This window comes from Photobacterium sp. GB-72, assembly GCF_003026095.1.
Classification (GTDB): Bacteria; Pseudomonadota; Gammaproteobacteria; order Enterobacterales; family Vibrionaceae; genus Photobacterium.
The window spans coordinates 197,522-217,348 of record NZ_PYNV01000004.1 but is presented as its reverse complement, the minus strand read 5'-3'; the positions used below and the strand labels follow the sequence as shown (position 1 = coordinate 217,348).

The window sequence follows — 19,827 nt, the reverse complement described above, 5'->3', positions numbered from 1 at the left end:
CACCGTTGGGTGCAACATTATTGCTGCATGAGAGGACGGATACGTTTTTCAACCGCCTCACGTGCACGGAATATACGAGAGCGAACTGTACCTACTGGACATCCCATTACCTCTGCAATTTCCTCATAACTTAGACCATCCAGTTCACGTAATGAGATTGCGGTTTTGAGATCATCTGGTAGCGCTTCAATCGTGCTAAAAACAACCCGCTTCAATTCATCTGACAACATTTGGTTCTCAGGGTTCGAAATTTCTTTCAGCGCACTACCACTTTCATAGTATTCCGCATTTTCTGCATCAACATCAGATGCAGGCGGACGACGCCCCTGAGCGACTAAATAGTTTTTTGCGGTATTGACTGCAATTCGGTAGAGCCATGTATAAAAGGCACTCTCACCACGGAATGTTGGCAACGCTCGGTACGCCTTAATAAACGCCTCTTGCGCCACATCTGGTACATCACCAGAATTACTGACATAACGTGATACAAGGTTACAAACTTTGTTCTGGTATTTAATAACCAGAAGGTTGAAAGCTTGCTTATCTCCCCGCTGTACTCGCTCAATTAATACCTGATCAGTTTGCTGCTCGCTCATTCGAGCGTGTACTCCTATATCTGTCTTTACTCAATATTGCATTAGCTAAATAAAGCCACAAATACTTGCGTTAGTGCTCTATCAAAAATGCTATATCATGATTTGTTCGGCGTCGTAACGCGAAATAAGCCGAGTGTCACCTTAAACAAATCATTGAGTTATGAAATATTTATGAGCATGAGCACTACTTATGACCGGAGGATAATGGCAAAGTTCCTACGCCCATTAAATAATTTCGGCTTATTTTACTAATTCTTTTATCACTGTGACTTATGCACGGTGTATATAAGTGATCACTATCTTACCTTAATTCACGATATTAACGGGCTTTTCAGCGTGAAAAAAGCAAAATTAATAACAAGTTTTAGGATTATTACGTGACATAAGTTTTTTGTTATTCACCTTTTATCGCCATTCGTTCGCGCATTGACGCTAGGTATAAAAATTGTCATGCGATATATTTGAATACTTAATCGTCTATAAAACTTATTTGTCGTACAATTTTCATGCTAATTTGACGTGAGTTTGTTAGGATACGGACAGATAACAAAAGGATATGAGATCAAGTATGAATCAGATTCATCAACATAACTGCGATGTACTGGTTATTGGCAGCGGTGCCGCTGGCCTATCATTAGCACTACACCTTTCTTCTTCTGCCAATGTTACCGTGTTATGTAAAGGACCGCTGAATGAAGGCGCAACTTATTACGCACAGGGCGGAATAGCTGCAGTATTTGATGAATCAGACAGCATCGATTCACATGTTGAAGATACCCTTATTGCTGGCGCCCACTTATGTGATAAAGACGTCGTTCGTTTTATTGCCGAGAATGCTAAAGAATGTGTTCAGTGGTTGATTGATGGCGGCGTACCGTTTGATCGTGAAGAATCTGATAGTGATGATAACCCTCGTTTTCACTTAACCCGTGAAGGCGGCCACAGCCATCGTCGTATTCTCCATGCCGCTGATGCAACAGGCATGGCAATGCAAACCTCACTTCAAGATCAAGCCCGTAATCATCCCAATATTACCATTTTAGAACGTCATAATGCGCTCGATTTAATCACTGAAAAAAAACTTAACCCAGATACCGAATCAAACCGCGTATTAGGCGCTTATGTGTGGAATCGTGATAAAGAAATGGTAGAAACACTGGGGGCTAAATTCGTTATTCTAGCCACTGGCGGTGCTTCAAAAGTCTATCAATATACCTCTAACCCAGACGTTTCTTCCGGTGATGGTATCGCCATGGCGTGGCGTGCTGGTTGTCGTGTGGCAAACCTTGAGTTCAATCAGTTTCACCCAACCTGTTTATTCCACCCTGAAGCCCAGACTTTCTTGCTAACAGAAGCACTGCGTGGAGAAGGGGCGTATTTACGTCGTCCTGATGGCTCTCGTTTTATGCCTGAATTTGATGAGCGTGCAGAGCTCGCGCCTCGTGATATTGTTGCCCGTGCCATCGACTATGAAATGAAACGTTTAGGCGCTGACTGCATGTACCTTGATATCAGTCATAAACCTGCAGACTTTGTTAAAAAACACTTCCCGATGATTGATGAAAAGCTACAAAGCTACGGCATTGATATCACGAAAGAGCCTATTCCTATTGTTCCCGCCGCTCACTATACCTGTGGTGGCGTTATGGTTGATAAAAAAGGTAAAACGGATATTGATGGTTTATATGCTATTGGTGAAGTGAGTTACACAGGCTTGCATGGTGCCAATCGTATGGCATCAAATTCACTGCTAGAGTGTGTGGTTTATGCTTGGTCAGCAGCAAAAGATATTCAAGCAAAAATGGATACCATTGTCATACCACCAGCGCTACCGATATGGGATGAAAGTAAAGTCAGTAACTCGGATGAAGAAGTCGTTATCCAACATAACTGGCACGAATTACGTTTATTTATGTGGGATTATGTCGGTATTGTCCGTTCAACCAAACGACTTGAACGTGCCATGCACCGAATAGAGTTACTGAAAAATGAAATTAGCGAGTATTACAGTCATTTCCGAGTTTCAAACAATTTAATTGAACTACGTAACCTTGTATTAGTTGCTGAGCTCATCATTCGTTGTGCTATTGAGCGAAAAGAAAGCCGCGGTCTTCACTATACTCTGGATTACCCAGAGTTAGACGAAAATGCCAAACCCACCGTATTAGTACCTGAAAATCGCTAAGTTACCAGTAGCCAGCTTCAATAAAAATCCCGACCAAATGTCGGGATTTTTTCGTTACAACCACTACACTTTATAGCCAGTAATAGCTTTGTCTAATTCTTCGGCTTGCTCTGCCACTACATTTGCTACCACGGCATTTTGATGAGCAACCTGAAAATTGTTTTCTGTAATATCTCGAATAGAAGTAATGTTCACCGTAATATCTTCAGAAGTGATACTTTGCTGCTCCACAGCAGTCGCTATTTGTGTACTCATATCCATAATTTGCTGCATTTCTGACATGATGCTCGCAATCTTATGCTCAGCACTATTAACTTGCTCTACACTGGCTTCGCCCTGCTCGCGACAATCCACAATATGCGTTACTACTTGATCTGTTTGCCGCTGTAACGAACTAATAATGGTTGTGATTTCTTCTGTCGATTGGCGTGTACGTAATGCCAGAGAACGAACTTCATCAGCAACAACCGCAAAACCTCGACCTTGCTCTCCAGCCCTTGCCGCTTCAATTGCCGCGTTTAATGCTAATAAATTCGTTTGCTCTGCAATCGACATTATTACATCTAATACTGAGCCAATTTCTTCAGATAAACTCGATAAACTTTCGACTTCCCCATTGGTATTTTCTAAATTCACGGCCAATAAACGAATACGATCCTTCGTCGCGCTCACTTCATCAATACCTTCTTGTGCAATATGCTGGCTACGCTCAGCATTCGCAGCTGCCACTTCAGTATTGTTTGATATTTCACGGATAGTTATGCCCATTTCAGTAATAGCAGTGGCAACAGAATTAGTCTCTTCTTGTTGTTGTTTCATTGCCTTTTCGGTATCACGACTTCGTTGCTGTAATGATCCTGATGCATCGCTTAGTTGCTCTACAGCGGCTTTTACATTTCCAATCAACTGACGTAAATGTGCTAATAGATAGTTAAAATTTTGAGCCATTTGACTAAATTCATCATTACCGCTTTGATCTGCTTGTAAACTTAAATCATGGCTCTTTGCAATTTGAGCCATTAACGAACTTAAACTGGTTAACCGGCGTTGAATCGACATACTAATAACCCACGATAAGCCAAGTAATAGCGCTATAATTATAATTACAACCACACTGGTTATCGCGATAATCTTTTGTTTTTGCTCATCAATCAGCTGCGTCAACCGCTCACTAACAGTCGCAAATGTCTTCTCAACCAAATGGGATTGAGTGCGAATATCTCCTCGTAATCCTTGGTTGTAACTGAGCCCAATAATCATTTTTTGTTGTAATACAGCCTCAACAGCGGCGGTAAAAACACTAAATGCATTGCCATAATCAGCCACAAACTGGGCGTTATTCTTCGCCAACTGTTGTTGATATAACGTGGCGTATTCAGGATCACCAGTAAGAACAAACAACTTAGCCGTTTGAATAAGTTCATATAATGCTGGCGCATTGATGTCTTTCTCAACCACTAACTGATTGATTTTTTCAGAAGAAGATAAAAAGGTGCGGTATTTACCCTGCGAAGTATCTAAGCCCTGCACCTCATAGGCTGAAATTAACGCCATCATTTTTTGCTGGTAATTTGTCATCGCAACAGGCAATTTATCAAGTTCAGGAACAGCGATAGACAGATCGGATAACTCTTGATTTAAGAGAGAGAGTTGTTGCTTGAATAAACTGATATTATTTTGAAACTTAGCGCGATACTTCAAGTTCTTACGCATCAAAAAGTCTTTTTCATTACGCCTTAAGTTAAGCAATGTTACTTCTAGTTGACCTATCCCTTGCACCACATGACCGATAGTTTCAACTCTGTCGTTAGCTAGTTTACTCATAGCAAGTACAGAAACTAAAGCGATAACAGAGATAACACTGAGCCCCATTAACTTATGTTTTATTTTCATTTTTAATTCCTGTTTTTATATTTATTATTATTTTTATCAATATATATTTTTACCGCGAATTGAAATAAAAATGTAATAAAAATTTTAAATAAAGATAAAAACTCTGAATTCAGCTCACAATCTAACTAGTACAAACTGAGGCTTTCCAAAATTAACGGAACGAGAAGTAAAGATAAGTAAACATTTTTAAATGGCGATAATGACGTTCGGACAAACTATCACGCCAGACAATAACCCAACGATGAGATAGCCCCTCCACTTTAAATATGATCAACCAACGGGTTAACGGGCGAGCATAAATCACGCGACCTCGTTGCTGTTGATAATAAACTTCCCCTACAGAAGAAAGTCGCAAACGCCCTTGTAATCGATAACTGTATATCGCCGAATTAAGGTATTCGTCATACAGCTTCTCACACAAAATCAAAGTAATAGGAAGAATAAGTAAGGAACTTGAGAATAAGAGGAATATAGCCACACACAGGTAAGCTACCGTTAATGTGGCTATCTGTAATTTAGATGGGAATAAATAAAGATCAGCGTAATTTACTGTTGTTGTGAGCAACAATCATATCCACCATATTTGCATGGGCTTCATTTTCACTGCGGCCGTGTTTCATCACCCATGTAAAAAGATCAGGATCATCACACGTTAATAGATTAATAAAATCTTGCTGCTGTTGCTCTGATAGTTCATCAAAACGCTCTTCAAAGAACGGCATAATAATCACATCTAACTCTAGCATTCCACGTCGGCATGCCCATTTAACTCGTGCTTTATCTTCCGCGCTTAACATATTTAACCTCGATAACTAGAACTAAAAACCTATTTAATGCTGTAGATTTAAAACAAAGAGAAACAGCTATTTATAGTAGCAGTGACATCACTTCCCGACCATGCGCTTAAACAAGCAATCATTAAAGATGAGACATGAAAACGATAAATCCCCTCTCAATGACTCTTGTCTGATTTCCACAGCGAGACGATGGTTAATTATTTCATTTACTTGGTATACCATGTCGTAATAATGACAACATTCTGTGGACAGAGATATGAGTACTTGGTCAACAAATCTAACGTTTTCCCCCCTTGCTTTATCATCGCAAGATCCTCTTCCAGCTTTAGCATTAAGTAAGCTTGATGACTGGGGGATGGTCACGTTAATTGGTGCCGACAGTAAAGCCTATTTACAAGGTCAGTTAACCTGTGATCTTGTATCACTAGAAGCGGGTAAATCAACATTAGCAGCACATTGTGATGCAAAAGGTAAAATGCGTACTGTGATGCGTATTTTCCATATCAACAATGGCTATGGTTATCTTCAACGCCAAACTGTCATGGCAACCCAGATCCCTGAGCTAAAAAAATACGCGGTTTTCTCTAAAACCGACATTAATCAATCAACTGACGTAGTCCTAGGTCTTAGTGGAGAACAAGCTCAAAACGCGATTGATAACTACTTTACAGGTAATGATGATGTCCGTCATAACGACACAGCAACCGCGGTAAAAGTAGATAACTTACGTTGGTTTGTTATCACACCACCTGAGCATGCTGAAACGGTTGCTCAACACTTTGCGGCTAACGCAACGCTAACCGATGCTGCGTTGTGGAACTTATACGATATAAAAGCAGCCCTCCCCCGTGTTGAAGCAGTAACTGAACTTGAATTTATTCCACAAGCGATGAACCTTCAGGCGGTTAATGGTATTAGCTTTAAAAAAGGGTGTTACACAGGCCAAGAAACGGTTGCTCGTGCAAAATACCGTGGTATTAACAAACGCGCAATGTACATCGTGAGCGGTGAATCCACACAATGCCCACAGGCAGGTGATGCACTTGAACGTAGCGTTGGTGAAAACTGGCGTAAAGGTGGTACGGTTATCACTGGCTACCAATTTAATGATCAACAAGCGTTAGCTTTAGTGGTATTACCAAACGATCTCGATGACGATGCACAATTTCGATTTGCATTACAACCAGATGCTATCTGGGAAAAACATCCATTACCTTACGCTTTAGATGATGACGTATAATTCTATCGATACTGCTGTTACCCGTTTTCTTGAAGAAGAAGGCGTTGATTTTCGCCTTCTTCATCACAGCAAGCCAGCAAAAACTATAGAGGAAGCGGCTCAAGAACGTGGGGTTGACCCAAAGCAACTGGTCAAATCCATTTTGCTCAAAGATATGGCAGGGTTTCATGTTTTAGCCTGTGTACCAGGCCCGAATGCTGTTGATCCTAAGAAAGTCCGTGAGCTATTTGGTTGTCGTCGTATGACCTGTGCTGATGCGTCTGATGTTGAAAAAATCACAGGTTTAGTCATTGGCACGGTTGCGCCATTAGGCTTGAAACGCCCACTACCTATTATTTTCGATCATCAAATAGAGCAACATACTAAAGTGAACATTAGTAGTGGTGATCGTATGGCTGGGCTTGAGTTAGCTACCGATGATTTAGTGATCTTATGTGATCCTATGTTTGGTGATATCAGCCGAGACTAATCCATTAAAAATAAAGCCCCAAACTAAGGGGCTTTCATTTAATTCTAACACGTTAACTAGCTTTACTTATCTCATCATCTTCTACCCATCCACCGTGGTCTTGGCGTGGATGATAATGCGTGGGTAATTTTTTACTTCTTTGCGTCCATGGCGATTCTTTAATAGCTTTCGTCATATCTTCATAGCCGGCTTCACGGCGTAAACGAATAGAACGACGTGAGAACTCTGCATCACTTAATGGAATATGGCCTTTCAGTGGATCAAACGTAATATGCACGATATCAATATGCCTGCCTATTTTTAGTGACACCACATCAGGCACTTGTTCACTATCAACAACATCTTTTGAATGTTCTAAAATATGATCAAGATTACGTTTTGCTACAAGCGCTTCAATATGATCACAAGAGCGACTCGCGTATTGGATCTCTTTTTCACGCCATAACACTTCACTCATGGTTTGTGGTAATTCACCTTTCGCATTCCATAAATCAACCATAAAGACGAGTAAATCTTCATCTTTTTCAGCTAAATCTAAAATACCATTGATCGGTGAATTGGAAACGCACCCACCATCCCAATAATGATCATCACCAATTTTGGTGGCTGGAAAACCGGGTGGTAAAGATCCACTCGCAATAGCATGAGCGGGTTGTAATGGCTGTGTATGACTATCAAAAAATACCAACTCTCCCTTGGTGACACTTGTTGCGCCAACAGTTAAACGGGCTTTCTGTTGATTAATAAGAGAAAAATCAGACAGGTCATCGATAGTGGAAAATAACGGGCTAGTATCATAAAAGCTGGTTGCTGATTCACCAGGCAATGACAACCATGGATTAATAATACGAGGTACAAAAAAGCCAGGTTGGCCCATTGTTAATGCTTGAGATGCACTAAAAGTATTAAACATCGGTGCCATGGCTGGTAATAAATCAACATCAGTTTCTGGTCTTGATATACGATCCCAAAAGTCAGTCAATTTATTTAAACGATCTTCAGGTTTATTGCCTGCCAAGATGACACTATTCAACGCGCCGATGGAAATGCCAGCAAACCAGTCTGGTGTGTATCCCGCTTCTTCCAGTGCTTGATACGCGCCAATATGATAAGCACCTAATGCACCACCACCTTGTAGAACAAGGCAAACCTTTGGTTTTTTCTTAGTACGTGTTCTAGCCATCATCATCCCTATTTATCTGATAAGTCCGAGTATTACTCTACAGATTAAAAAGGCACCAGCTTGATAAAAAAACAGATAATCGATATAAAACAAGGCGAACTCACAAGCTGTTTTTTATCAATTGCAATTTGTTGCATATTTTACTCTTGCAATTAGCACTCTTTGATACTCGCTCTTTTATTGTGCCAATTTCGCTTATTAATGTTATTCCTAACTAGGTATTCCACACTATGTCTGTTTCTCCTTCACATAAAAAAGATATCAACTGGCGTGGGGTTGATCTCAACCTACTGATCTCCTTTTCCGCTCTATTGGAAACACAAAGTGTTACGAAGGCAGCAAACAAACTTGCGATTGGACAATCTGCCATGAGTCATAATTTGTCGCGTTTAAGGCAACTCCTTGACGATCCTTTATTTGAACGTCAAGGACATAATATGATCCCAACACAAAAAGCGTTAGAGCTCTCGGTCACTGTCGAAAAAATTCTAAACTTAATCACTAGAGAGTTATTACAACCGAGCACATTTGAGCCAGAGCTGTTCACTGGAACGTTTAAAATAGGCCTAACCGACTACGCAGAGTTACTTTTCGCCCCCGCCATTTTTGATGCCATTCATACTTGCTCACCACATAGTCATCTCAGCTTCTTTAATGTTGATCGGCATAACTATCAAACCGTTTTTAATGATCAACGATTAGACTTGGTGATTGGCTCAATGACAAATATGGGCAAAGACATTAGTAGCCAATATTTATATACCGAAGATCATGTTTGTTTATTCGATAGCAAAGCAACAGGACTCAATGCCCCTATCACCATAGAACAATATAGTGCGCATCCGCATGCCTTAGTTTCACCAGATGGACAACTCACCACCCAAGTTGATGAGCAACTAAAAAATCATGCCTTACAACGTCAAGTCGCGGTAGGTTCACGTAACTTTTTGACCATCCGCCATTTACTCAAAGGAAGGGATTTACTGTGTGTGGTTTCTCGCTTAATGGCACAATTAGATCTGTTTCATGATGATTTGACCCAATGCCCAACCCCTGTCGATATTGCTGATTTTGATATTCGTTTATTATGGCTACATCGCAATGGCACTCACCCTCGTAATGAGTGGCTACGTCAACGAGTTGCCAGTACGGTTATCGAACAGGTAAAACAACTCCAGCAATAATAACGGATAACAAAAAAGCAGAGTCATGCATACTCTGCTTTCTACGACTACTTACCCGATTGAGGTTCTTGAATTTGGTATAACTTGTGTTCGTCACAAGGTTCATCGCAGTTACATTCTTTATCAACACCCACGTTGGCTAAACCACCACAACTGCCTTTGATGGTACGTTGTTTTAAAAACCAACCTATCGCCATAGCAAAAATAACAAGCAGAAAAATACCTAGTGTTAACAGAAATGTGGTCACAACTTAAAACCGCCAATTTTTGTTAAACCGCTAACAGGCGATAATGATGACATCCCTACTTTAGCAACAGGCGCTTTCTTTTTAGTGCCGCAACCGCAGCCACATGCGCCTTTTTCACGCTTACAATCACGACCTTGCTCTGCCGATGTTAACGCTTCTTTTACTGCGCTACCTGATAACACATCAGCCAATGTTGTGCGTGGTGCAACTCGACTAACATGAAAGCCTGCCTTTAATAATCGAGCCAGTGAACGCTGACCAATATTACCTAAGACAATTTCAGACACGCCATACTCAACCAGTTGACGCTGAATTATTTTTTTATGCTTACAGCCTAGTTCGCGACTACCTGTATTTTCAATTCTAGCAACTTGCTGTCCTTGCTGATCGTAAATAACAAAAACAGCCGCTTTACCAAAGTGCCCTGCAACCTGCTCACGGGGTGTTAACGCAATCGCCATTGCCATAATTTTTCCTCACTCACTTAACCGAGCGCTCACAACGAATATGATCGCTTTTATCACTTATCAAAATAAAAGCGTTCATGGTGTTGGCATATAACCGTCAAGTTCTAACGCCAACCCTTGAACTAACGCTTGCGCCACTTTTTTTCGTCCCGATGCCACTATATTGCCTAATGTTTGACGAGAGACACCGAGTTGCTTTGCCGCTTCTAGCTGTTGCAAACCTTGCATATCAACTAACCGAAGTGCTTCTAATTCATCGCTATCTAAACGTAATGACACGAGTTCTTTCATCGGTACGCCATTGGGCTTAAAGCAACTGTACGCAGGACGACATCCTATTCGACGTTCAATCTTAGGCCTAGCCATGGTTCACCTTATCCATCTAACTATGGTGAATTATTGGCGTATGCCAAAAACATTACTTTGATCTAGATACGTAACAAGCAATAAAAATTTTTCTTATCTAAACACATTGATGATTTATAAATTCACAAAATAAAATCCCAATATAACGGCTTTAAAAAATAATGAAGATGAAAGTACCATGCGCGGATATTGTAGCGAAGAGAAGATAACAGGCGTGAAGATGACGCGAACTACCTTAAAAAATAGAATCTGTTTATTTTATTCGACAATACCAAAAAACTTAAAATCAGAATAATTGTCTGGATTTTTATTTCTTTTCTAATTAATAAGTTAGATAGTTACATATAGGAAACAGCATATGCTAATTATGTCACAGAAGTGTCATGCACAAGCTGCTATACTTAGCGCCGTCAATAGCCAGGAAGGTTGGAGTTAGCAGTATTATGCGGATGTTTAAACGCTACTTACCAAAATTAATCGCCAAACATATCAGTCGCTTATTTAGTGGTCGCCTCTACATTGACGGACGCGGTGGGTACCATTTTGAAAATGGTTTACTACTGGTTCCTATCAAAGCAAAGAAACGTCATTACGATACCGTGAATGAGGTGAATTTAGAAGTAAGACGCTTACGTGAAACCTATGAAGCTTAAACACTATTGCTAACGATAAAGCCCATATCAAAATGGGCTTTTTTGATCTTACAGCTCTTCATCTTCAACAATAATGGTGGCGTAGTCTTCCGCCATTAATAAATCATTCAGTTCGTTATCATCATTCACCCTAATCTGAAATAACCAACCGTCACCATAAGGATCACTATTGACGAGCTCTGGCGCCGAATCTAATTCATCGTTAATAGCAATCACAACACCAGACAAGGGGGCATAAATATCTGAGGACGCTTTTACCGATTCAGCCATCGCACACTCTTCCCCCACATCTGTGGACGATTCAATGTCAGGTAATTCAATATAAACCATATCCCCAAGCAATGATTGAGCATGGTCGGTAATACCAATAGTATAAATCCCATCACCTTCAGAACGAATCCATTCATGGCTATGGGTATATTGTAATTCAAGAGGAACGTAACTCATTTTCACATCCTTATAAAAGTAGCGGGAATCGTTAAAACACTACTGTCACCATGTCAGATCTATATAAATTAACGCACATTATTTATCTCTGATATTTACTGTAGGTGAAAAAATCCATTTTGTTAGTCACGAAAAACAAAAAAGTCACCATCAGGTGACTTTTTCAACATTCAGTAACACGCATGTTATTTTTCGTAGCGAGCAAGCTCTGGTAATTCACCACTCAAACCTAACGCTTTACGCATAAACTCGTCTTTCACACCTGGTGCTTTATCTGCTACTAACATGCCGATGTCACGGAATAGTTTTTTCGCTGGATTTGAACCTGAAAACAGATCTTTAAATCCTTGCATCGCAGTGATCATCTTCGCCGCTTCAGCCTTACGCCAACGTTCATATTGACGTAAATGCGCCTGTTTACCAATGTCTTTATCTGCTAGCCATAATGCTTTTAGCTCTTGTGCCAAAGCCGCTGCATCAAGCAAACCAAGGTTTACTCCCTGTCCAGCTAAGGGGTGAATAGTATGTGCAGCATCACCGACTAACGCGACCCGTTCACGAACGAAATCACGCGCATAACGCATACGCAGTGGAAATGCTTGACGCTCACCTTCTACGCGACATAAACCTAAGCGATTATCAAATGCAGTCGTTAGATGCTGATTAAACAACTCATCCGACATATCACATAATTGTTTAGCTTCTTCTGGCGGTACAGACCACACAATAGAGCATAAATCAGGTTCAGATAACGGTAAAAAGGCTAACGGCCCTTGTGGCCGAAAAATTTGTCGTGCCACTTTCATGTGTGGCTCTTGGCTACGAATATTGGCCACAATGGCACTATGACCATAGTCCCAATGGGTTAATGGAATATCGAGTTGCTGACGTACCCAAGAGTTTGCCCCATCAGCACCAACAACCAACTTCGCCGTCAGATGTTTACCAGAAGCTAATGTTAGCCAGGCTTCTGATTCACCAAACGCGATGTTTTCACAGCGCTCTGGCGCTAATAAGGTCACATTACTAAGCTGCTTTACACGATCTAATAAGGCTAGCTGAATGACTCGATTTTCAACAATATGCCCCAGATCAGGCTGAGCTAATCGCTGCGCATCAAAATGGATTTGAGCAAAGCTATCTTGCTCCCATACGGTCATTTCCGAATATGGGCTCATACGACGACTTGCAATCCCTCCCCATACGCCTAAGCGACGGAAAATACGTTCACTGGCACGGCTTAATGCCGATACACGTAAATCAGGTAATGACTGCAATTGAGGATCAGGTAAATGTCCTTCAATAACGGCAACTCGAAGTTCAGTTTCAGCCAATGCTGCAGCTAACGTTAAGCCCACCATTCCGCCGCCAATAATCGCGACATCAACACTTTGCATCATAGCTATCGTTCTACCTGTCCCATAGCACGACGCAATAGCGGTGCTTTTAATGTGTTTGAAAGATTCATTGTAACCAAACCGATATTTCGTCCAGCTGTCAGCAATGGATTATCATTAGCAAATAAGTTTACCAATCCTGTTGTCATCATAATGGTATTTTGACGATCAGGCATACGGCGTTCACGATAACGCCCTAACACCTCAGGTAAACCTATATCGTTACCCTGTTGACGACCTGAAACGATCTCTTCTGCAAGTGTCACTACATCTCGAATACCGAGGTTAAATCCTTGTCCTGCGATAGGATGTAATGTTTGTGCCGCATTACCAATCACGGCAAAACGATGCGATACAAGCGAGTTTGATTGACGAAGTAACAATGGATAGCATGAGCGTTTACCCGTTTGGACTAACGCACCTAAACGCCACCCAAACGCGTGTTGCAACTTGGCAAGAAATTCTGCGTCAGATAAATCCATGATCACTTGTTGTTGCTCTGGTGGTACACACCATACTAAAGAGCTTCGCCCTTGAGACATTGGCAGTAAGGCAACCGGACCATGTTCTGTAAAGCGTTCAAATGCTTGATTATAATGAGGCTCAGAGGTTGTAATATTGGCAATAATAGCAGTTTGTTCAAAATCATAGTCTGAGCGACCAAGCTTCACCAACTGACAGCAATGAGAAATAGCCCCATCAGCAGCCACCAGCAATGACGCCTGTATGCGTTCACCGTTATCAAGCTCAATAGTTGCGTTATCTACGCTGCGCTCAATTTGCTTAACACTGGCAGGACAATATAGATCAATATTTTCTAGCTGCTGCAGTTTATGATGAAAAACTTCACCAGCATCTGCAAGTTCAATCACATAACCTAGCGCATCAACCGCCTGCTCTTGTGATGAAATTCGGACCATGCCTGCATGACCACGATCTGAAACATGAATATCGTTTATCGGTGTTGCAACATCACGCAAGGCTGACCACATACCAATGTTATCCAGTAAACGGGTCGTGCCATACGATAACGCGATACTTCTTGCATCATAACCCGGATGAGTATCAAACTCAGGCATCACAGCTTCAACCACTGCAACACGTAATGAGTGACGACTCAATACATCTAATGCGATAGCAAGACTCGCTCCTGCCATTGCACCACCAGCAATTACAACATCATAGTGCTTCACTATTTATCCCTTCACAAAACAACGTTTAGTGTAACGTTGGTTTTTCCTCTGTATCTTCAGCAACAGGACGCTGACCTAATTCAGAGTGACAACTCAATACACACATACGAACATGCTCAACAACTTGTTCAAATAAGGCTGCTTGTTCTTCTATATCGTCATCTTCATCAATACCTAACTGAGCGATCTCTTGAAGATCAGCTAAAGCTTCAGTGACAGCTTCAGATAATTGGTTCTTTTGGAGATCCATCAGTCCTAAACCAGAAATAAAGCTAGTAACCCATTCCGTTAATGCATCTGCTCGCATCATTAATGGCTCATCATCATCTGGCATCAGTAATGAAAACTCAAAGCCACCACTAAACAGCTCATTCGCTGTTGTCGTAAACAAAGAGCGGATCATTATTTTAGCGCCGTCGGTTAATGGCTCACCTTCGTTGGCATAATCACTAACAGGTCCAACCCAGCTTTCATCATCAATCGCTAAACCACCGCAAATCATGCCACTTAATAAACCATGTAATTCAGCAGGTGCCGCTGCAAGCCCTTGCTCTTTTAAGGCAGATTCAACAGCTTGGTATGTAGGTAGGGTTATTTCACTCATGGTTTATTACCTTTATTTTTAGATCAAACAACGAACAAAGCGCTCTATTGTTACTTTCACATTGCTATATCCACTTGATTTAAATAATTCAAATCAAGCAAACACCAATAATTACATTTTTACTGAATTTCTAAAGCAGAAATAACAATGGGTCAGTAACCGCCTGTGTTATGCTAACACTTAAGCTCTGTTCGGCAAATCATAACGCCGAGCATAACGTTCAATAGTTAACCACCCATCAATTTGGTGTGATTAATATCTGTTTAGTTAGAAGCTATTGAGCACAAAGTGAAGTATAGCCGCTTGCATGTTGTAACCGCTTTTCCTATGATTTGGCGACAAGCAAAAGCGGAATGAATACCCATTAGGCATGGAGCAAACCGAAGATTTATGAGTACTCAGGCTGTAGAAATTCAAGTATTCGGCAGAAATATCAAAGTTAATTGCCCAACTGGTCAAGAGGATGCACTTCGTGCTGCCGCTTCTGATTTTGACCAACGCTTGAAAGATATGTCAGAGCGCACTAAAGTATCCAATGTAGAGCAACTGTTACTCTTTACAGGGCTTAACATCTGCAACGAGTTACATGCAGAGCGACTAGAACATAACGGAAGCGCTGGCGTTTTATCCAATAAGATCAGTGCACTAGAAGAAAAATTAGATAAAGCATTGCAAAATTATTCAAAGCGTTGATAATGAATTAACCCTGGGGTGTGCGTCAGTGAATGAACGTCCCCGAGCCGATAAGCAAATACCCAGGATCTGCTTTTATTAGCTATTGAGCATGCTCAGCTCGACTGAGAAGCCTACGGTTAATGTTGCCGATCCACCTTGAACGTCTGGTTCAAGGGCATTATTTCGCAACGGCACCTTGGGGAACTCCTCTGTTTTACTTCCCATTTCATTAACATATTCATACAATTTAGCAAAATCCCAACTCAAGGATTGAGCCAAATGACACCACAGCTTGTAACCCCACGACAAAAAATCAGACAACAGATCCGCATACAGCGACAACAACTTCTTCCAGAACAACAAAGGCACGCTAGCCTACAATTACTTAAACAAATTAAGCAATGCCAACAATTTCTGGCGAGTCAACATATTGCGCTTTATTTGACCAATGACGGTGAAATCAGCACTCACCCCATTATCGACTGGTTATGGCAAAACGGAAAATCTGTTTATCTACCAGTGTTGCATCCTTTTAGCAAAGGACACTTGTTATTTCTTCACTACACCTCGAACACCCCTATGCGTAAAAATCGCTATCAAATTTCAGAGCCCGTTCTCGATGTGCGAGCAGTCAAACCTGTGAATGAATTAGATATTATTTGCACCCCATTGGTGGCTTTTGATAACTCCGGGCAACGCTTAGGTATGGGAGGGGGCTACTATGATCGCACTCTTAGTCAGTGGCATCAGCATAAACAAGGCCCTTACCCGCTAGGGTTAGCCCATGATTGCCAACATGTAGAACAATTACCAAGTGAACAATGGGATGTGCCGTTACCTAAAATCATTACCCCGTCAAAGATCTATTGTTGGTAACAATACAAATGCGAGCATCAAATCCCCCTATTGAAGCAATCGTTTACTTTAGTTTCAATGAAAATGGATAATCTAACTAATTGTTATAAATAACCTTATGTTTTTATTTCTTATTTTGCATTGTGATTGTTCATAATCGCACTGACGAACGATTTCCAATTCGTTATAATTAGCATCAACGCTTACTCGGCGTATTAGTCATAACGAGGAGAATGGCATGACACAAGATGAAATGAAAAAAGCAGCAGGTTGGGCAGCACTTGAATACGTACAGAAAGGAACAATTGTAGGTGTAGGTACTGGCTCTACGGTTAATCACTTCATCGATGCCTTAGCAACTCGCAAAGAAGAAATTAAAGGTGCTGTTTCAAGTTCAGTCGCTTCAACTGAACGTCTTGAACAACTAGGCATTACTGTATTTGATGCAAATGAAGTTGCTTCACTTGATATTTATGTCGATGGTGCTGATGAAATTAACGCAGACTACGACATGATTAAAGGCGGCGGTGCAGCGCTTACTCGTGAAAAAATCGTGGCTGCAATTGCGAAAAAATTTATCTGTATCGTTGATGATACCAAGCAAGTTGACGTATTGGGTCAATTCCCGCTTCCAGTTGAAGTGATCCCTATGGGGCGCTCTTTCATTGGCCGTGAGTTAGTAAAACTTGGTGGCGATCCAGCTTACCGTGAAGGCGTTGTGACTGATAACGGTAATATGATCCTTGATGTCTATAACATGAAGATCACCGATCCTAAAGCAATGGAAGATAAGATCAACGCCCTACCCGGTGTTGTAACTGTTGGTCTATTTGCTCACCGTGGCGCAGATGTATTATTGGTTGGCTCACCTGACGGTGTAAAAAAATTCGAGAAATAACATACAATGATCGCGTTTTATTCGAAATGATCAAACGCTATTGATCCCATTATAAATGTTATTTCCTTTCAAAACGGCATAGCTTATTGATTCTAATTCTAGCTTATGCCGTTTTTTATTATCTTTTTTGTAATATTCTTACCCATAGTGGCTATTTTTTGATACTTTATTAATAAGCTATTAGCAAACGTTTAACCATTTCGCTACTGTGGCTGTAAAGAAGACATTTCACCACCTGACATTTCTTTGTTTTACATTCAGTTAGCTGCGTTTTTAAGGATGAGAACCATGGCCAAAGTTTCACTCAATAAAGATAAAATTAAAATTCTATTATTAGAAGGACTACACCCTTCATCTCTAGAAGTGCTAAAACAAGCAGGTTACACCAACATTGAGTACCACAAAGGATCACTTGCTGGTGAAGAGCTACTAGAAGCGGTAAAAGATGCCCACTTCATTGGTATTCGCTCTCGAACACAATTAACACCTGAAGTTTTTGCTGCAGCGAAAAAACTTACCGCTGTTGGTTGTTTCTGTATTGGTACTAACCAAGTTGATTTAGATGAAGCTATGCGTCGCGGTATCCCCGTTTTCAACGCACCATTTTCAAATACCCGTAGTGTTGCTGAGCTTGTTTTAGGTGAACTTCTTCTTCTTTTACGTGGCATTCCAGAAAAGAACGCTAAAGCGCATCGTGGCGAATGGATAAAATCTGCAGACAACTCATTTGAAGCGCGTGGTAAAACCCTAGGTATTATCGGCTACGGTCATATTGGTACTCAACTTGGTATCTTGGCTGAAAACCTCGGAATGCGCGTTTGTTTTTACGATATTGAAAGTAAATTAACCTTAGGTAATGCAACACAAGTCGCATCGTTAAGTGAGCTTTTAAATAAATCCGATGTGATTTCACTGCACGTACCAGAAACACCAGAGACACAAAACATTATGGGTGCAGAAGAATTTGCACGCATGAAGCCAGGTTCTATCTTTATTAACGCTGCACGCGGTACCGTCGTGGATATTGATGCGCTTTGTAGTGCGTTAGAAAGCAAACATATTGCAGGCGCAGCTATCGATGTATTCCCTGTTGAACCGAAAACCAATAACGACCCATTTGAATCCCCTCTACTGCAATTTGATAACGTTATTTTGACGCCTCACATCGGAGGCTCAACCCAAGAAGCACAAGAAAACATTGGTATTGAAGTGGCAGGTAAACTAGTGAAATACTCAGATAATGGTTCAACGTTATCTGCTGTTGGCTTCCCTGAGGTATCACTCCCTGAGCACCGTGGTTGTTCTCGTCTACTCCATATTCACGAAAACCGCCCAGGTATTTTAAACCAAATCACAACAATTTTTGCTTCAGAAGGTATCAATATCGCTGCTCAGTTCTTACAAACAGGCGCTGAAATTGGTTATGTCGTCATTGATGTTGAAACTGAACGTTCAAAAGAAGCACTAGCAAAACTGAAAACAATCGAAGGTACTATTCGTGCGCGTATTCTTCACTAATTACAGCGTGAATAAATAGTAAAAAGGAGAGCATCAGCTCTCCTTTTTTATTCCATCAACTAACAGCAATTACGATTATTTGGCTAACTTGAAAATCACGTTCACACTATCAGAGATAACAATGTTATTCTCACTGTAGCTTTGGTTAACCGCTGCGGAGTCTTGCATCGCACTACCGACATAATTAGCCATTCGATACGGCATTGGACGAGAAGCCGTGTTGTAATCAATCTGCCATACACCTTCAACTTTATCACCAAAGCCTTTCGCTAAAGATGCAGCCACTTCTTTGGCATTGGTAATCGCAGCTTGGCGTGCTTCTTCTTGGTATTTCTTCTGATCTTTTACTTTCAACGTAATGTTGTTGATCTGATTAATACCATCACCTAATGCACCATCAAGGTAAGTATTAAGATTCTCTAATTTGTATACCGTTACAACCACATTACGGGTTGCTTTAAAGCCTGTGAACTCTGGTGCCTGATCTTTCGGATAACGGTACTGTGCAGAAAGAGAAATATTGGCACTATTAATATTTTTACGTTCAACACCCGCTTTGGTTAAACGCTCAATAAACTTAGTCACAGCCTGATCTGCAGCTTGCTTTGCACCTGAAGCTGTTGGTTGTGTCGCAACCACATCCACAGAGAATACTGCCATATCAGGCTTCACCACGACTTCACCGCGCCCTGTTGTTTCTAAATGAGGAAATGATAGATCAGCGGCAACAGCGCCTGTAGAGATAAGTGCACTGGTACTTAATAATATAGCTAATAGGTGTTTTTTCATTATCAATCCTCGCTAACAAAGAGTTATTTTTATTTATCGTAGTCATAAGATAAATAATCTATCAACTTTGACCCCAAAAAAATGAAATCTATCCCTTATTAGATTATTTATTTTGAACATCGTTCCTTTATGATTAATTAATGACTATTTCTATTTTCTGTAGATAAAAA

The 19,827-nt window shown here is 40.9% G+C and carries 22 protein-coding genes and 1 other RNA gene; 10 read left to right on the top strand and 13 right to left on the bottom strand.

What is annotated here, in order from left to right; translation table 11 throughout:
* Positions 1 to 17: 17 nt before the first annotated feature.
* Positions 18 to 596 carry an RNA polymerase sigma factor RpoE gene (rpoE, locus tag C9J40_RS07675; protein WP_107206621.1) on the bottom strand — a complete coding sequence of 193 codons (579 nt, stop codon included), beginning with the start codon at positions 594 to 596 and terminating at the stop codon, positions 18 to 20.
* A 568-nt stretch (positions 597 to 1,164) separates the two neighbouring features.
* Between rpoE and nadB the strand changes: the two genes are divergently transcribed.
* Entirely contained in the window at positions 1,165 to 2,781 is a 1,617-nt protein-coding gene (nadB, locus tag C9J40_RS07670) for an L-aspartate oxidase (RefSeq protein ID WP_107206620.1), read from the top strand.
* Positions 2,782 to 2,844: 63 nt separating this feature from the next.
* Here nadB and C9J40_RS07665 read toward each other — a convergent pair whose 3' ends face one another.
* From C9J40_RS07665 to C9J40_RS07655, 3 genes are all read right to left on the bottom strand, one after another.
* Positions 2,845 to 4,674, bottom strand: a complete 1,830-nt coding sequence (locus C9J40_RS07665; protein ID WP_107246382.1) for a methyl-accepting chemotaxis protein — start codon at positions 4,672 to 4,674, stop codon at positions 2,845 to 2,847.
* 151 nt (positions 4,675 to 4,825) lie between these two features.
* Positions 4,826 to 5,239 (bottom strand): protein YgfX, encoded by a 414-nt coding sequence (locus tag C9J40_RS07660; RefSeq protein WP_107206650.1) that lies wholly within the window; start codon positions 5,237 to 5,239, stop codon positions 4,826 to 4,828.
* Complete coding sequence (locus C9J40_RS07655) at positions 5,211 to 5,471, bottom strand: succinate dehydrogenase assembly factor 2 (RefSeq protein ID WP_005371425.1); 261 nt, start codon at positions 5,469 to 5,471, stop codon at positions 5,211 to 5,213. The genes C9J40_RS07660 and C9J40_RS07655 overlap by 29 nt, the downstream gene beginning before the upstream one ends.
* 256 nt (positions 5,472 to 5,727) lie before the next feature.
* Between C9J40_RS07655 and ygfZ the strand changes: the two genes are divergently transcribed.
* Together ygfZ and C9J40_RS07645 are read left to right on the top strand one after the other, a co-directional pair.
* Positions 5,728 to 6,711, top strand: coding sequence for a tRNA-modifying protein YgfZ (gene ygfZ, locus C9J40_RS07650; protein WP_107246380.1), 984 nt, complete (start codon positions 5,728 to 5,730; stop codon positions 6,709 to 6,711).
* Entirely contained in the window at positions 6,701 to 7,180 is a 480-nt protein-coding gene (locus tag C9J40_RS07645; RefSeq protein WP_199188060.1) for an aminoacyl-tRNA deacylase, read from the top strand. Before ygfZ ends, C9J40_RS07645 begins: the two co-directional genes overlap by 11 nt.
* 52 nt (positions 7,181 to 7,232) lie before the next feature.
* On the opposite strand, the gene C9J40_RS07640 is transcribed toward C9J40_RS07645, so the two are convergent.
* Positions 7,233 to 8,363, bottom strand: a complete 1,131-nt coding sequence (locus C9J40_RS07640; protein ID WP_107246379.1) for a patatin-like phospholipase family protein — start codon at positions 8,361 to 8,363, stop codon at positions 7,233 to 7,235.
* 230 nt (positions 8,364 to 8,593) lie between these two features.
* On the opposite strand from C9J40_RS07640, the gene C9J40_RS07635 reads away from it, so the two are divergent.
* Positions 8,594 to 9,547 carry a LysR family transcriptional regulator gene (locus C9J40_RS07635; protein WP_107206616.1) on the top strand — a complete coding sequence of 318 codons (954 nt, stop codon included), beginning with the start codon at positions 8,594 to 8,596 and terminating at the stop codon, positions 9,545 to 9,547.
* Positions 9,548 to 9,594: 47 nt separating this feature from the next.
* Here the strand turns inward: C9J40_RS07635 and nqrM are convergent, their stop codons facing one another.
* The 3 genes from nqrM to C9J40_RS07620 all read right to left on the bottom strand — a co-directional run bounded on the left by nqrM (position 9,595) and on the right by C9J40_RS07620 (position 10,628).
* Entirely contained in the window at positions 9,595 to 9,795 is a 201-nt protein-coding gene (gene nqrM / locus C9J40_RS07630; RefSeq protein WP_005371409.1) for a (Na+)-NQR maturation NqrM, read from the bottom strand.
* Positions 9,792 to 10,262, bottom strand: a complete 471-nt coding sequence (locus C9J40_RS07625; protein WP_107246377.1) for a NifB/NifX family molybdenum-iron cluster-binding protein — start codon at positions 10,260 to 10,262, stop codon at positions 9,792 to 9,794. The genes nqrM and C9J40_RS07625 overlap by 4 nt, the downstream gene beginning before the upstream one ends.
* Before the next feature lie 75 nt (positions 10,263 to 10,337).
* Positions 10,338 to 10,628 (bottom strand): DUF134 domain-containing protein, encoded by a 291-nt coding sequence (locus C9J40_RS07620; protein WP_107246376.1) that lies wholly within the window; start codon positions 10,626 to 10,628, stop codon positions 10,338 to 10,340.
* Positions 10,629 to 11,071: 443 nt separating this feature from the next.
* Between C9J40_RS07620 and C9J40_RS07615 the strand changes: the two genes are divergently transcribed.
* Entirely contained in the window at positions 11,072 to 11,281 is a 210-nt protein-coding gene (locus C9J40_RS07615) for a DUF1107 domain-containing protein (protein ID WP_199187043.1), read from the top strand.
* 48 nt (positions 11,282 to 11,329) lie between these two features.
* On the opposite strand, the gene gcvH is transcribed toward C9J40_RS07615, so the two are convergent.
* The 4 genes from gcvH to C9J40_RS07595 all read right to left on the bottom strand — a co-directional run bounded on the left by gcvH (position 11,330) and on the right by C9J40_RS07595 (position 14,922).
* Entirely contained in the window at positions 11,330 to 11,728 is a 399-nt protein-coding gene (gene gcvH / locus C9J40_RS07610) for a glycine cleavage system protein GcvH (protein WP_107246374.1), read from the bottom strand.
* Between the two features lie 185 nt (positions 11,729 to 11,913).
* Positions 11,914 to 13,128, bottom strand: coding sequence for an FAD-dependent 2-octaprenylphenol hydroxylase (locus C9J40_RS07605; RefSeq protein WP_199188056.1), 1,215 nt, complete (start codon positions 13,126 to 13,128; stop codon positions 11,914 to 11,916).
* A gap of 2 nt (positions 13,129 to 13,130) precedes the next feature.
* Entirely contained in the window at positions 13,131 to 14,318 is a 1,188-nt protein-coding gene (ubiH, locus tag C9J40_RS07600; protein ID WP_107246372.1) for a 2-octaprenyl-6-methoxyphenyl hydroxylase, read from the bottom strand.
* Positions 14,319 to 14,343: 25 nt separating this feature from the next.
* Positions 14,344 to 14,922 (bottom strand): YecA family protein, encoded by a 579-nt coding sequence (locus C9J40_RS07595; RefSeq protein WP_107206610.1) that lies wholly within the window; start codon positions 14,920 to 14,922, stop codon positions 14,344 to 14,346.
* 390 nt (positions 14,923 to 15,312) lie between these two features.
* On the opposite strand from C9J40_RS07595, the gene zapA reads away from it, so the two are divergent.
* The 5 genes from zapA to serA all read left to right on the top strand — a co-directional run bounded on the left by zapA (position 15,313) and on the right by serA (position 18,868).
* The gene (gene zapA, locus C9J40_RS07590) at positions 15,313 to 15,615 is read left to right on the top strand and encodes a cell division protein ZapA (RefSeq protein WP_107246371.1); all 303 of its coding nucleotides are present in this window, start codon (positions 15,313 to 15,315) and stop codon (positions 15,613 to 15,615) included.
* 7 nt (positions 15,616 to 15,622) lie between these two features.
* Positions 15,623 to 15,804: non-coding RNA, 6S RNA (gene ssrS, locus C9J40_RS07585), on the top strand.
* 72 nt (positions 15,805 to 15,876) lie between these two features.
* Positions 15,877 to 16,473 (top strand): 5-formyltetrahydrofolate cyclo-ligase, encoded by a 597-nt coding sequence (locus C9J40_RS07580; RefSeq protein ID WP_107246369.1) that lies wholly within the window; start codon positions 15,877 to 15,879, stop codon positions 16,471 to 16,473.
* A 217-nt stretch (positions 16,474 to 16,690) separates the two neighbouring features.
* On the top strand, positions 16,691 to 17,350 hold the full coding sequence (gene rpiA / locus C9J40_RS07575) for a ribose-5-phosphate isomerase RpiA (RefSeq protein ID WP_005371376.1): 660 nt from the start codon (positions 16,691 to 16,693) through the stop codon (positions 17,348 to 17,350).
* A 288-nt stretch (positions 17,351 to 17,638) separates the two neighbouring features.
* The gene (gene serA, locus C9J40_RS07570; protein ID WP_107206607.1) at positions 17,639 to 18,868 is read left to right on the top strand and encodes a phosphoglycerate dehydrogenase; all 1,230 of its coding nucleotides are present in this window, start codon (positions 17,639 to 17,641) and stop codon (positions 18,866 to 18,868) included.
* Between the two features lie 75 nt (positions 18,869 to 18,943).
* On the opposite strand, the gene C9J40_RS07565 is transcribed toward serA, so the two are convergent.
* Positions 18,944 to 19,657 (bottom strand): oxidative stress defense protein, encoded by a 714-nt coding sequence (locus C9J40_RS07565; RefSeq protein WP_107206606.1) that lies wholly within the window; start codon positions 19,655 to 19,657, stop codon positions 18,944 to 18,946.
* Positions 19,658 to 19,827 lie beyond the last annotated feature (170 nt).